This window comes from Spiroplasma phoeniceum P40, assembly GCF_003339775.1.
In the GTDB taxonomy this organism is placed as follows: domain Bacteria; phylum Bacillota_I; class Bacilli_A; order Mycoplasmatales; family Mycoplasmataceae; genus Spiroplasma; species Spiroplasma phoeniceum.
The window spans coordinates 875,468-891,464 of record NZ_CP031088.1 but is presented as its reverse complement, the minus strand read 5'-3'; the positions used below and the strand labels follow the sequence as shown (position 1 = coordinate 891,464).

Sequence of the window (15,997 nt, the reverse complement as noted above, 5' to 3'; positions counted from 1 at the left end):
ATAATATGAAAAACAATAATGAATATGCAATAGAAATGAATAATATTACCAAGGTCTTTGGTGATTTAATTGCAAATGATGATATTACCTTAAAAGTAAAAAAAGGTGAAATTCATGCTTTAATTGGCGAAAATGGAGCAGGAAAATCAACATTAATGAGTATTTTATTTGGTTTGTATGAACCAACAAAGGGAGAAATCCTTATTAATGGAAAACCAGAATATATTAATAATCCTATTAAAGCGAATCAATTAGGAATTGGTATGGTTCATCAACATTTTAAATTAGTTGATATTTTTACTGTACTTGATAACATTACATTAGGATATGAACAGTTAAAAGGGAAAGTATTTTTAGATCGTTCAAAAGAAGCACGTGATATTGCTCAAATTGCAATTAAATATAATTTGCAAGTTGATTTTCGTTCAAAAATTGCAAATATTTCAGTTGGAATGCAACAACGAGTTGAAATTTTAAAAATTTTATACCGTGGAGCAGATATTTTAGTTTTTGATGAACCAACAGCTGTTTTAACACCACAAGAAATTGAAGGCTTATTAAATATTATGTTAGATTTAAAAAAAGATGGGAAAACAATTATTTTTATTTCCCATAAATTAGATGAAGTGAAAAAAATTGCTGATCGGGCAACAGTTATTCGACGTGGAAAAGTTGTCGAAACTTTTAATGTGCAAGATAAAAATGAGAAAGAAATTGCTGAAGCAATGGTTGGCCGTAATTTAGTTGAAATTAAAAATTCAGGGCAAGCACCACGAGAAGAAGTTTTATTAAGAATTGAAAATTTATCAGTAAAGAAAAGAGGCCTAACGCGTTTGATGGCTTTAGATGATTTTAATTTAACTGTTCATGCAGGAGAAATTGTTGCAATTGCTGGAGTAGAAGGAAATGGGCAGACTGAATTAGTAAATGTTCTAACCGGATTAGAAAGAGCCTCTGGAGAAATAATTTTTAATGATATTAATGTGACCAAAAAAAGTATTTATGAACGCTATCAAAATGGAATGTCTCATATTCCTGAAGATCGTCATAAATATGGTTTAATCTTAGAATTCAATGCAATTGATAATGTTGTTTTACAAAATATTAATCAAAAACCATTTTCAAATTATGGTTTATTAGATAAAGGAGCAATTCAATTATATGCTCAACAAATTGTTAATAAATATGATGTACGAGGTGTAAATTCTGGTTTTGCTGTTACACGCAGCTTATCAGGAGGTAATCAGCAAAAATTAGTTATTGGGCGAGAACTATCACGACAACATAATATTTTAGTTGTTGTTCAACCAACAAGGGGCTTAGATGTTGGAGCAATTGAATATATTCATAATAAAATTTTGGAAGAAAAAGCACAAGGGAAAGCAGTATTATTAGTTTCATATGAATTAGAAGAAATTATGAGTTTAGCTGACCGTATTGTTGTTTTACATAATGGACGCATTACTGGTGAAGTTACTGGCAATAAAATTAAACGTGAAGAAATTGGTTTAATGATGGCAGGAAGATATCATAAGAAAGGAATAAAAATTAATGCAAACACAAATTAAAAATTATGGATGATTATTAAAACAGAAAACAAGAATTTTCTTTTGTTCAAATGAATTTAAAACTAAAATGAACTATTTTAAGGCATCTATTTGTGCAATTATTGCAGGAGTTCTGCTTAGTTTTATTATTATCGGTGCAAATGCATCAGATCCATTATTATTTTTTAGTTATGTTTTTCGACTAGCTTTTCACCCATTATTAAAAGATTCGACATTAACTTATTGAGCAATTTATATTGTTGCGGGATTAGCTGTTGCGGTTGGTTTTAAAGCTGGATTATTTAATATTGGTGTTCCTGGACAAATGTTATTAGCAGGTAGTATGACAATTGTTTTAGGTTTAAAGAATCCCACAATTAGTCAAGGAGCTGGCGTAATTGGATCTTTATTTATTTCAATTCTTGTTGGTGCAATGTTAGCAACAATTGCTGGGGCATTAAAAGCTTATTTTAATATTCATGAAGTTGTTTCAACAATTATGTTAAATTGAATTGTTTGGTATGTCATGAAATGAATGTTTATGAATCCAGCGCATGGGATGTGAAATTCAAATCAAAATTCAACAATTGATATTGTTACAACAGCCCCAAATTTTAATTTAGCATTGAATGGGCAATTATGAATTATTCCATTTATTATTGCAATGTTATTATTAGGAATAATTATTTTTATTATGAATTATACTGTTTTAGGTTTTCGAATTAAAGCGGTTGGAAAATCAAAAAATGCTTCTTTATACGCTGGAACAAATGTTAAAGCATATACTATTGTTTCAATGGCACTATCAGGTGCTTTAGCAGGCGTGTTAGGAATGTTATATTATATGACACAATCAACAGTATTACAATTTACAACTGATGCATTACCAGTTGTCGGTTTTGATGCAATTGCTGTTGCATTAGTTGCTTTTACAAATGGGTTTGCTATTTTACCAATTGCTTTATTATGAGGAATTATTAAAACAGCTGCTTTGCAAGCAACGCAATTACCTGATTTTCAAATGTCAAAACAAATGGGGCAATTGATTTTCGGAATCATTATTTATATGTCTGCAATTTCTACATTATTTATTTACTTTAAACCGATCTTTTGATTGCGTCGTTGATGAAATATTCAACAAAATGTAGAATGAAAGCAAGAATATAATAAATATCAAAAACAAATTAATGACTATCAAAAACAAATTAAAAATACGAATAAAATATATCGAATTAAAATGCAAGAATTAAAAAAAGAAGGAACTAAAGAAGAAATTAAAGCATATCGGAATGAAATTAATGATCAATTAACGTTATATGCTGGGAAAATTACCACTTTAAAAAAAGAAATTAGTTTTTTTAAAAATTTAAAATATAAGGAAGCAACAAAAATTGGGCAACGTGGTCTTAAAACAAAATATAAATTAGCAACATTTATTGCCCTTGGTTCCGCATTAGACCATTTTGTACAAGTGAAAAATGAATATTTATTAAAAAAACAAGAAATTAGTTTTTTAAAAAATAATTATTATCAAGCCGTATGAAAAGTAAAAGGGCAAGCAAAACAAGAATTATCACAGTTTTATAATTTGCCGAAAAAAGAATTATATGATAAATTATCACATTTACAGTCGCAATATGGTGATTTAGTTCTAAAGAAAGAGGAAGCTATTAAAAAATTACGTGAAAGTTATTATCCTATTTTTAATCAAATTCAACAAAAATATGGAAATGATTTTAAAAGATTGCAAAAAGAAGAAGCACTGATTACTAAAAAATTAAATCAAGAAATTAAAGCATTAAAACGCCAACAACGTCGTGAAATTTATCAATTTAAAATAGCAAATTATCAAAGTAAGAAAAAAAAACGGAAATTAAGAATAATTAATCGTCAAGTAAAAGCAGATGTTAAGATTAAACAGGAAGTGGCTGTGTTAAAACAAAATTTAAAACTGCAATTAAAAGAGATGAAACAACAATTTAATCTTGAATATCAAGCTATGCGCAAAAAACATAAAAGAGAGATGCCACAGTGGAAAAAGGAATTAAATCAAAAATTAAAACATATTCGAAAAGTTGTTTCAGAAGATAATAAAATTTTAAAAGCAAAATATCATCGTCAAAATGCCGATTATCAAATGCAAAAAGGAGGAAAAAAATAATGGAAGCAGTTTCACAATTATTTGCTAATGGTTCAATTCTTTTTGCAGTATTGTTAATTGCGGCAATGGCTGGTTTGTATTCAGAACGCGCAGGAGTTGTTAATATTGCTATTGATGGAATGATGATCATTGGTGCGTTAGTTTATGCGTTACTTGGTAAAGTATTATCACAATATGGTAATTGAATGCAAATTATTTCTTTATTAATTGCCACAATTTGTGGTGGGACTTTTTCCTTATTACATGGTTTTGCTTCAATTACTTTAAAAGCACAACAAGTAATTTCTGGAACAGCGTTAAATTTATTAGTAACTGGAATCGGATTATTTTTTGTAAGCATTCCATCCTTAGCGGCTGGAAATATGATTCAAACAGGTTTTAGTACAATTGGGGTTGATTCATATCAAATTATTAATATTTTCTTAATTATTGCAATTTTTTTAGCAGGTTTTACCTTTATTTTCTTTAGATTTACAAAAACAGGACTACGCTATGTTGGATGTGGTGAGAATCCTAATGCAGTTGATGCAGCTGGAATTAATGTAATTAAAACAAGATATAAGGCAGTTATTATTTCTGGATGCTTAGCAGGCCTAGCAGGGGCAATGTTCACTCATTATGTTTCTGGGCAATTTCGTGGTGACGTCCAAGGACAAGGATATATTGCCTTGGCAATTATGATTTTTGGGCAATGACGAATTCAATATATTACATTGGGAGCAGTCTTATTCAGCTTTTTAATTGCTTTAGCAGGAACATTATGACGTTTTGCAGTTTGAAATATTGCTGATCCATCAAATCAGTTATTAAAAATTTTACCATTTGTCTTTGCATTAATAACAATGGTTATTTTCTCAAAATATTCAAAAGTACCAAAATCATCCGGAATTCCATTTGATAAGTCATTACGATAAAAACAACCGATATCGGCTGTTTTTATTTACATTTTCTTTTTTTTCTATAATTAATGCATTCTGAGGATATATTCTGTAAAAAATAAGGAAAAAAAATATTTATGAAAAAACTATTCATTATTTTTAGTGTTGTCGGATTATTTACCAGTGTGTATTATACCACATACATTTTAAAGATTACAAGAAAACTAAAAATTAGTTTAAATACAAAAAATTAATAATTTAAAATTATTTAATTAAGCGGAGCTGCTGGATTCTTATTTGGAAAAATAAAAGAAGCAATGTTTTGTACAGTTGATTATGAAATTTTTATTTGTGATCGTCATAAGTAAGAATTAATATAAGGAAAAAAAGCAGTTGATGCTTTTTTAATTTTTAATAAAAAGAATTGACTTTTGTGTCAAACCAATATACAATTTATAAGCGTATATTGTGAAAAGTGAGGTTAATAATTAATGGCATTAAAAGAAAAAGAATTTGGGCATTACGCTAAAAGAATTGATTACACAAAAGTAAGTGGGAATTTAGATTTACCAAACTTAATTGAAATTCAAACTGAAACATATGATTGATTCAAGAAAACAGGGATTAGCGAAGTGTTCGGGGAGGTATTTCCGATTGTTGGACATGAAGGAAATATCGTTTTAGAGATGTTAGATTGAGAATTTAGAGAGCCACGAAGAACAATTTCTCAAGCAAAAGATGAGTCAAAAATTTTTGAAGCACCAATTTATTCAAATTTAAAATTAACAATTAATTCAAAAGATTTAGAAGTTGAAAAAGCAATTGTTAAGGGAGAACCCGAATTAATTAAAGCGTGAATTGAAGAACGTGTCGGGCATATGATTACAATTTTAAAAAAATCAACTGATGTTATTTATTATGATATTCATTCTGGCAATGAAACAGCAACATGTACAGTAACAATTAAAGAAAGATTAGATGATAAACTAATTATTTATATTACAATTGAAAAAGAAGGCGAAGTCTTTTTTGGTGATTTTCCACTAATGACAGGAAAAGGAACTTTTATTGTTAATGGTTCAGAAAAAGTCGTTGTTTCACAATTAGTTCGTTCACCAGGAGCATATTATAAAATTGATTTAAATCGTAAAAATGGAGAAAATGTTTACTATGTTGATTTAATTCCATCACGAGGGACATGGTTAGAGTTTGAATCAGATCATAAAAAAATTAAAGTTGGAAAAGAAGAAAAATTTGAGAATGTTTTTTATGTAAAAATAGATAAATCTAGAAAAGTATCGGTTGCTAATTTCTTAACGGCGTTAGGAATTATTAAAGAAGATGCTCTAGAAATTTTTGGCGATAATAAATTAGTAAAAAGCACCTATGAATTAGATTCATATACAGGTGATATTTCATATGACCAAAGTATTGCTGTTCAAGAAATTTATAAAAAAATTCGTTCAGGAGAAACAGCAACTCCAGATGGTGCGACAAAATATTTATATGGATTATTATTTGATAAACGTAAGTATGATTTAACCAAAGCAGGACGTTTTAAATTAATTCAAAAATTATCAGTTGAAAATCGAATTTATAACAAAATATTAGCTGAAGACATTAAAGATGTAAATGGTAAAGTTGTTTTTACCGAGGGAATGTTAATGGATAAAGAAGCTATTAACAAGTTAAAAGGAATTTTAAAAGCAGGAGCTTGTTTACAAGAAGTTAAATTTAGTGATGAAATTATTTGTTCTAATAAAATCCAAAAAATTAAAGTGTATGTTGATAATGAAGTTCGTTCACGTGTAGCGAATATTATTGGAATTGATCCTAATGCAACTGATGAATATGTAACAGTGCCTGATGTTTTGGCGACATTTTCATATTTATTAAATTTAACAGATGGAATTGGGGAAGTTGATGATATTGACCACTTAGGAAATCGTCGTGTTCGAACAATTGGGGAATTATTACAAAATCAATTTCGAATTGGTTTACTAAGAATTGAAAAAAATGTTAAAGAAAAAATGTCAACTTCAAATTTATTTAAAATGAAACCTTCAAATATTATTAATAATAAGCCATTATCAGCAATTATTGGTGAATTTTTCAATTTATCACAATTATCACAATTTATGGATCAGACAAATCCTTTAGCTGAATTAACAAATAAACGTCGATTAACAGCCCTAGGACCAGGAGGATTATCAAGAGAACGTGCTGGGTTAGAGGTCCGAGATGTTCACTACTCACATTATGGTCGTATTTGTCCAATTGAGACCCCAGAAGGGCCTAATATTGGATTAATTAATAACTTAGCAACATATGCCAAAATTAATTTATATGGATTTATTGAAACACCATATCGTCGTGTTATTGGTTGCAAAGTTACAATGGAGAATGATTATTTAACAGCTGATGAAGAAAAAAATTATGTTGTTGCACAAGCTAATATTCGTTTAAGTGATAAGGGTGAAATTTTAGATGAACAAGTGGTTGCACGTTTCCAAGGAGAAAATATTATTGCTGGACGAAACGATGTTGACTATGTTGATGTTTCACCAAAACAAATTGTTTCAATTGCAACAAGTTGTATTCCATTTTTAGAAAATGATGATGCCAATCGTGCTTTAATGGGTGCTAATATGCAACGACAAGCAATTCCTTTAATTGCGCCAAATTCACCACATGTAGGAACAGGAGTTGAATATGTTGCTGCTCGTGACTCGGGATTAGCAATTGTTTCACAATATGATGGAACTGTTGATTTTGTTGATGCAACAAGAATTGTTTTAAAAACAAAAGAAGGGTTAAAAAATTATAATTTAGACACTTTTGTTCGTAGTAACCAAGGAACATCATTAACTCATGTCCCATTAGTGCGTCAAGGACAAAAAATTGAAAAAGGACAAGTTTTAGCCGATGGACCATCAATTGATAAAGGAGAACTAGCATTAGGACAAAATGTAGTAGTTGCTTTTACAACATGAAATGGTTACAATTATGAAGATGCAATTATTGTTTCAGAACGGTTAGTATCCGAAGATGTTTTTACATCAATTCATATTGAAGAATATACAATTGAACGTCGTCAAACAAAACAAGGTCCAGAAGAGATTACTCGTGAGATTCCAAATATTTCTGAAAATGCACGAAAATTTTTAGATGATGATGGATTAGTTATTATTGGGACAGAAGTTAAACCCGGTGATATTTTAGTTGGAAAAGTAACACCAAAAGGACAAACCCAATTATCACCAGAAGATAAATTATTACAAGCAATTTTTGGTGAAAAATCAAAAAATGTTAAAGATAATTCATTACGAGTTCCAAATGGTGGTGAAGGAATTATCCAAGCAATTAAACGCTTTCCACGAGAAAAATATGAATTATCAGCTGATGTTTTAGAAGTTATTAAAGTTTATATTGTTCAAAAACGAAAAATCCAAGAAGGAGATAAAATGGCTGGTCGTCATGGGAACAAAGGGGTTATTTCGAAAATTTTACCGTTGGAAGATATGCCACATATGGAAGATGGAACACCAATTGATATTATGTTAAATCCATTAGGGGTACCATCACGGATGAATATTGGACAGGTGTTAGAAATTCATTTGGGAATGGCAGCGAAAAAGTTGGGACAAAAAATTTCAACTCCTGTTTTTGATGGAATGACAAATAAAGAATTAATTGAAATTATGGATAAAGCAGGAATGAAAAACTTTGGGAAAGAAGTTTTAATTGACGGTCGAACAGGTGAAAAATTTGATAATCCAGTTTCGGTAGGAGTAATGTATATGTTGAAATTATCACACATGGTTGATGATAAATTACATGCAAGAAATGTTGGACCATATTCATTAATTACACAACAACCATTAGGAGGAAAAGCCCAAAATGGGGGACAACGTTTTGGAGAAATGGAAGTATGAGCGTTAGAAGCTTATGGTGCAGCTCATACATTACGCGAAATTTTAACAATTAAGTCTGATGATATTAAAGGAAGAACACGTGCTTATGAATCAATTGTGAAAGATAAAAAGATTCCAGAACCAGGAATCCCAGAATCATTTAATGTGCTAACTCGTGAAATTCAAGGGTTAGGATTTAATATTCATATGATTGACGAAAAAGGAAACATTAAGAATATTAAGAGTTATGATGAGACAGATTATGTTGATGAAGACTTATTAACAGATAGTGATGAATTTGAAGATGAATTTGATATTGATAACTTTATTTTAAGTACTAATCGTGAACCACAAAAAAATGATAATTTAGATAAATTTGTTAAAGTTGAAGATGGTTTTGACTTGGTAGATAATTTAGACGATGATGAGTTATATGACATTGATGATGAACTTGATGAACTTAATGATCAAGATGAATTAGATTAAGGGGGAAGAAAAAAATGATTAAAAATAATGAAAAAAATAATCGTATGATTAAAATCGGCTTAGCAAACCCTAATGATATTCGTAGTTGATCATATGGGGAAGTAAAAAAACCAGAAACAATTAATTATAAAACATTAAAACCAGAACGCGATGGATTATTTGATGAAAAGATTTTTGGTCCAACCAAAAATTTTGAATGTGCTTGTGGGAAGTACAAAAAATCAAAAAATAAGGGAAAAATTTGTGAACGTTGTGGAGTAGAAATTACTGAAGCGATTGTTCGTCGTGAACGAATGGGGCATATTGAATTAGAAGAACCAGTAACACATATTTGAATGTTAAAAGCAGCACCTAGTCGAATTGCTTTAATTTTAGATATGAAAACAAAAGAACTTGAAGAAGTTGTTTACTTTGTTTCATATATTGTATTAGATGCTGGTGATGCAAAATCATTGAAACAAAAAATGGTATTAGATTTAGGAAATGCTAAAACATCAGCACAAACACGTCAACGATTAACAAAGACATTGCGTGAAATTTTAGATACACTAGAACCTAACACAATTGCTTATGAAGTGGGAGAAACAATGATTGAAGATTTAAAAAATACTTCATTGCCATTTTCAATGGATGAATGTGCTCAGTTCATTAATCGTCATACTAATGCACGATTTGGAATTGGAGCAGAAGCTGTTGAAGTATTATTAAAAAATCTAAACATTGATGATGAAATTGAAAAAATTAAGCAAGATTTAAAAGATAAAAAAACACAATTAGATCAAAATAAATTAATGAAACGTTTAGAAGTTTTAGATTCATTAAAAAAATCAGGTTCACGACCAGAATGAATGATTTTACGAGCAGTGCCAGTCATTCCACCAGATATTCGTCCAATTATTCAACTAGATGGTGGTCGTTTTACAACATCAGAAATTAATGATTTATATCGTCGAATTATTATTAGAAATGAACGATTAAAAAAAGTTAAAGCAATGGGAGCACCAAGTGTTATTGTTAATAATGAAAAAAGGATGCTACAAGAAGCTGTTGATGCTTTATTAGATAATGAACGTAAGGCACGACCAGTAACGGGAAAAGATAAACGACCATTAAAATCATTAACAAGTATTTTAAAAGGAAAACAAGGTCGTTTCCGTCAAAACTTATTAGGAAAACGAGTTGACTATTCAGGACGGTCAGTTATTGCAATTGGACCTGACTTAAAAATGTATCAATGTGGGTTGCCGCGTGATATGGCCATTACATTATTTAAACCATTTGTTATTAGCAAATTAGTTAAAGATGGTTTAGCAGCAAATATTAAAGTTGCGGAAAAATTAATTTTAAATCAAGATGATAAAGTATGAGAAGTTTTAGAAGAAGTTATTAAGACTCGTCCAGTGTTATTAAACCGTGCGCCAACGCTACACCGATTAGGAATTCAAGCATTTGAACCAAAATTAGTCAAAGGAAAAGCAATTAGATTACATCCATTAGTAACAACTGCTTTTAATGCTGACTTTGATGGTGACCAAATGGCGGTTCATGTCCCAATTACAGAAGAAGCAGTTGCTGAAGCACGAAGTTTAATGTTAGGAAGTCGAAATATTTTAGGACCAAAAGATGGTAAACCAATTGTTACACCAACCCAAGATATGGTGTTAGGGAATTATTATTTAACATATGAAGAAAAAGGACAATTAGGGGAAGGAACAATCTTTAAAGATTTAAATGAAGCTGTTATTGCATATGAAACTGGAGCTGTCGCTTTACATGCTTTAGTTGCTATTCCTGTTGTTGGTTTTGTAAATAAAAAATTTAAACCAGAACAAATGAAAGATTATATTATTACAACCCCAGGAAAAATTATTTTTAATCAAATTTTTAAAGAAGAGTTTCCATACTTAAATGAACCGAATGTTGAAAATTTAACAGCATTACCTGCTCGCTCATTAATTAAAGACAATGTTAATTTAGTTGAATATTTAGCGAGTTGAAAAGTTAATCCACCATTTAAGAAAAAAGATTTATCAAATATTATTGATCGCTACTTTAAACAATATGGAGCTAATAAGACTGCTGAAATGTTAGATAACATGAAAAATCTTGGTTTCAAATATTCAGGGAAATCAGGAGTAACAGTATCAGCAGGCGATGTTAAAGTTTATTATAAAAAACAAGAAGAATTTAAAGCGACAGATCAAAAGGTAAAAGAAATTAATGATTACTTTAAAATGGGAATGTTGACCAGTCGTGAAAAACAACACCGCATTATTAGTGTATGATCAAAAGTTAAAGATAACATTCAAACTGAATTAGAACATGTTTTACGTGAAGACCCAAAAAATCCAATCTTTATGATGGCGGATTCAGGAGCACGGGGAAATGTTTCAAACTTTACCCAATTAGTTGGGATGCGGGGGTTAATGAATAATCCAAAAGGAGACATTATTGAATTACCAATTAAGTCTTCGTTCCGTGAAGGTTTAACAGTGTCAGAATTCTTTATTTCAACCCATGGGGCACGAAAAGGGATGGCTGATGTTGCTTTAAAAACAGCTGACTCAGGATATTTAACAAGACGATTAGTTGATGTTTCACAAGAAATTATTATTACAGTGAAAGATTGTAATGCTCGTCGTGGTTTTGTTGTATCAGATATTATTGAGCAAAAACATGCTAACATTATTGTGCCATTATTTGACCGTTTAGTTGGTCGCTATAATTTAAAAGATATTAAATTAAAAAATGGTGAAGTTATTGCTGCTAATACATTATTGACTGAAGAAGATAGTCGAAAAATTGTTGATAATGATATTAAGGAAGTTATTATCCGTTCTGTTTTAACTTGTGAAGCAGAAAAAGGTGTTTGCCAACGTTGTTATGGGAAAAACCTTGCTACAGGAATGGAAGTTGAAATTGGTGAGGCAGTTGGAACAATTGCTGCGCAATCAATTGGAGAACCAGGAACACAGTTAACAATGCGAACATTCCATACTGGTGGTGTTGCTGGGGGAGCTGATATTACCCAAGGGCTACCACGGATTAAAGAATTATTAGATGTAACCACACCAAAAGGATCAATTGCTGTTATTTCTGAAATTGATGGAAAAATTAGTGATATTCGTGATGAAGGTGGAATTCATACCATTTATGTTAAATCAGATAGTGATGAACGAAAATATAAAACGCAATATAATGCTGTTTTAAGAGTTAAAATTGGTGACAAAGTTGCTCGTGGTCAAAAATTGACGGAAGGTTCAATTAATATTAAAGAATTATTAGAAGTTGCCAAAATTGAAGATGTTCATAATTATATTTTAAAAGAAGTACAACGAGTTTATCGCTTACAAGGAATTGAAATTTCTGATAAATATATTGAAATTATTATTAAACAAATGTTAAATAAAGTTAAAATTATTGATGCTGGTGATACTGAATTATTACCAGGAGAAATTGTAACAATTAAACGCTATCGTAATGAAACAATTAACGCTGTTCGTTCAATGAAAAAACCGCCAACAGCAAAACATGTTATTTTTGGAATTAAAAAAGCACCATTAGAATCTGAGTCATTCTTATCATCAGCGTCATTCCAAGATACAACACGAGTATTGGTTAAGGCCATTATTAAAGGCAAAGTTGATTGTTTAGAAGGTTTAAAAGAAAACATTATGTTAGGACATTTAATTCCGGCGGGAACAGGATTAAAAAATCCCAAAGATATTATTACGGCTGGAATTGCAGCAAAAGCTGAAGAATACTAAAAAGACCTAATGGTCTTTTTTCTTGGGAATATTGAGAATAAATCTTGACTTAATTTTTTGTTTTATGTAATATTATACATGGATTGTATTCTTTGATACACTCGGATATGTGAAAAAGAAAGGAGAAAGATTAATGCCAACAATTAATCAATTAGTGCGTAAACCACGTAAATATAAAGTGTGAAAAACAAAAGCTCCTGCTTTAAACAGAGGGCTAAACTCTTTACAAAAAAAACCTATTAATGTTACAGCACCACAAAAAAGAGGTGTTTGTACAAGGGTTGCAACAATGACACCAAAAAAACCGAACTCAGCGTTACGAAAATATGCTCGTGTGCGTTTAACAAACGGAATGGAAGTAACAGCATATATTCCTGGTGAAGGACATAACTTACAAGAACATAGTGTTGTATTAATCCGTGGTGGAAGGGTTAAAGATTTACCAGGGGTTCGTTACCATATTATTCGTGGTACTTTAGATACTGCTGGAGTTAATAACCGCCAACAAGGAAGATCACTATATGGAACAAAAAGACCAAAAGCTGCAAAATCTTAATTAAACAGAAAGGAGGATTATTACGATGCGTAAACGCCAAGCAGAGAAAAGAGATGTTTTACCAGATCCAATTTATAGTTCAAAATTAGTAACACGTGCAATTAATAAAATTATGATTGATGGGAAAAGAGGAGTTGCTCAAACAATTTTATATGGAGCATTTGAGATTGTTAAAGAAAAAACAAATACTGAACCGTTAGAAGTTTTTAATAAAGCAATTGAAAACATTACTCCACATTTAGAATTAAAAGTTCGCCGAATTGGGGGAGCTAATTACCAAGTTCCAATTGAAGTAAATGAAGATCGTAAAGTTACGTTAGGATTAAGATGATTAATTAATTATGCAAGATTACGTAATGAAAAAAGTATGATTGATCGTTTAGCAAATGAAATTATTGATGCTTCAAATGGAATTGGGGGAGCAGTTAAGAAAAAAGATGATACTCATAAAATGGCGGAAGCTAATAAGGCTTTTGCTCATTATCGTTGATAAAAAATAGAAAGGAAAAGAAAAATGGCAAGAGAATATTATCTAGAAAATACGAGAAATATTGGAATTATGGCACATATTGATGCTGGAAAAACTACAACAACAGAACGCATTTTATTCCATACTGGGAAAATTCATAAAATTGGTGAAACCCATGATGGAGCTAGCCAAATGGATTGAATGGCTCAAGAACAAGAACGTGGAATTACAATTACTTCTGCGGCAACAACGGCGTTTTGAAAAAATATGCGCTTAAATATTATTGATACTCCAGGGCACGTTGATTTTACTGTTGAAGTAGAAAGATCATTACGTGTGTTAGATGGAGCAGTAGCTGTTCTTGATGGACAATCAGGAGTTGAACCTCAAACAGAAATGGTTTGACGTCAAGCAACTACATATGGTGTACCACGGATTGTATTTGTTAATAAAATGGATAAAATTGGAGCTGACTTTTTATACTCAGTAAAAACAATTCATGACCGTTTACAAGCAAATGCTCATCCAGTTCAAATTCCAATTGGAGCTGAAGACCAGTTTACAGGAATTATTGATATCGTTGAACGAAAAGCTCATCATTATGATGGAGCAGCAAACGAAGAAGCAAAAGAAATTCCAATCCCAGATGATTTAAAAGACTTAGTTGAAGAATACCGAATGAAATTAATTGAAGCAGCGGTTAACTTTGATGAAGATTTAATGATGAAATACTTGGATGGTAATGATATTTCAATTCCAGAAATTAAAAGTGCAATTCGTACTGCAACATTAACTGGTGATTTTTTCCCAGTCTTTTGTGGAAGTGCTTTTAAAAACAAAGGAGTTAAATTAATGTTGGATGGGGTAATTGATTATTTACCTTCACCACTTGATATTCCATCAATTAAAGGTGTTCTAGAAGATGGGACTGAAGTTGAACGTCATGCTGATGATAGTGAACCATTTTCAGCATTAGCATTTAAAATTATGACAGACCCATTTGTTGGGAAATTAACATTCTTTCGGGTTTACTCTGGAGTGTTAAAAAAAGGAAGTTCTGTATTAAACTCAACAAAAGATAAAACAGAACGTATTGGTCGTTTGTTAAAAATGCATGCTAATAATCGTGAAGAAATTGAAGCAGTGTATGCTGGTGATATTGCAGCAGCAGTTGGTTTGAAATTAACAACAACGGGAGATACGCTTTGTGATGAAAAAAATGAAGTAATCTTAGAATCAATGGTTTTCCCAGAACCAGTTATTAACTTAGCTTTAGAACCAAAAACAAAAGCTGATCAAGAAAAAATGAGTTTAGCATTACAAAAATTAGCAGAAGAAGATCCAACTTTCCGAACATGAACAGATGAAGAAACAGGGCAAACAATTATTGCTGGAATGGGAGAACTACACTTGGATATTTTAGTTGATCGAATGAAACGTGAATTTAAAGTGGAAACTAATGTTGGAGCACCACAAGTTTCATATCGTGAAACATTTAAAGATAGTGCTGAAGTAGAAGGAAAATACATTAAACAATCAGGAGGACGTGGACAATATGGACACGTATGAATTAAGTTTGAACCAAATCATGATAAAGGATTTGAGTTTGTTGACGCAATTGTTGGTGGAAAAATTCCAAAAGAATTCATTGGTTCAGTTAAAAAAGGTTTAGAAGAGTCAATGCAAACAGGAAAATTAGCAGGATATCCAATGATTGATATTAAAGCAACATTATATGATGGGTCATACCATGATGTCGATTCATCACAAATGGCTTATGAGTTTGCCGCTAGTTTAGCTTTAAAAGAAGCCGCTAAAAAATGTAAACCAGTTATTTTAGAACCAATTATGGCTGTTGAAGTTACTGTTCCAGAAGAATACTATGGGGATGTAATGGGAAACTTATCTTCACGTCGTGGTCAAATTGAAGGAAATGATCAACGTGGAAATGCCCAAGTTGTAAAGGCAAAAGTTCCATTATCAGAAATGTTTGGATATGCAACTGACTTACGAAGTTTTACCCAAGGACGGGGAACTTATACAATGTTGTTTTCACATTACCAAGAAGCACCAAAGTCAATTACCGAAGAAATTATTAAAAAAGCAGGAAAATCAACAGATTAATTATTACACAATGGTTTAATCTACCATTACTAAAAAAAGATTGCAAAGTAAAAAGAATTAATTTACAATAGTTATGACATTTGTCTATTAATTAA

8 protein-coding genes are annotated in these 15,997 nt (G+C 30.8%); all 8 read left to right on the top strand.

What is annotated here, in order from left to right; genetic code table 4:
* Nucleotides 1-5 precede the first annotated feature (5 nt).
* Nucleotides 6-1,568, top strand: a complete 1,563-nt coding sequence (locus SDAV_RS05530) for an ABC transporter ATP-binding protein (protein ID WP_114564856.1) — start codon at nucleotides 6-8, stop codon at nucleotides 1,566-1,568.
* A complete protein-coding gene (locus SDAV_RS05525; protein WP_114564855.1) occupies nucleotides 1,552-3,708 on the top strand; it encodes an ABC transporter permease subunit in 2,157 nt (718 codons plus the stop codon). Before SDAV_RS05530 ends, SDAV_RS05525 begins: the two co-directional genes overlap by 17 nt.
* Nucleotides 3,708-4,622, top strand: a complete 915-nt coding sequence (locus SDAV_RS05520) for an ABC transporter permease (protein WP_114564854.1) — start codon at nucleotides 3,708-3,710, stop codon at nucleotides 4,620-4,622. The genes SDAV_RS05525 and SDAV_RS05520 overlap by 1 nt, the downstream gene beginning before the upstream one ends.
* Nucleotides 4,623-5,077: 455 nt before the next feature.
* Nucleotides 5,078-8,986 carry a DNA-directed RNA polymerase subunit beta gene (gene rpoB, locus SDAV_RS05515; protein ID WP_114564853.1) on the top strand — a complete coding sequence of 1,303 codons (3,909 nt, stop codon included), beginning with the start codon at nucleotides 5,078-5,080 and terminating at the stop codon, nucleotides 8,984-8,986.
* Nucleotides 8,987-9,000: 14 nt separating this feature from the next.
* A complete protein-coding gene (rpoC, locus tag SDAV_RS05510) occupies nucleotides 9,001-12,753 on the top strand; it encodes a DNA-directed RNA polymerase subunit beta' (RefSeq protein WP_114564852.1) in 3,753 nt (1,250 codons plus the stop codon).
* A 133-nt stretch (nucleotides 12,754-12,886) separates the two neighbouring features.
* A complete protein-coding gene (gene rpsL / locus SDAV_RS05505) occupies nucleotides 12,887-13,309 on the top strand; it encodes a 30S ribosomal protein S12 (RefSeq protein WP_114564851.1) in 423 nt (140 codons plus the stop codon).
* Nucleotides 13,310-13,334: 25 nt separating this feature from the next.
* A complete protein-coding gene (rpsG, locus tag SDAV_RS05500) occupies nucleotides 13,335-13,802 on the top strand; it encodes a 30S ribosomal protein S7 (RefSeq protein WP_114564850.1) in 468 nt (155 codons plus the stop codon).
* 21 nt (nucleotides 13,803-13,823) lie between these two features.
* Entirely contained in the window at nucleotides 13,824-15,902 is a 2,079-nt protein-coding gene (gene fusA / locus SDAV_RS05495) for an elongation factor G (protein ID WP_114564849.1), read from the top strand.
* The last annotated feature ends 95 nt before the right edge of the window (nucleotides 15,903-15,997 follow it).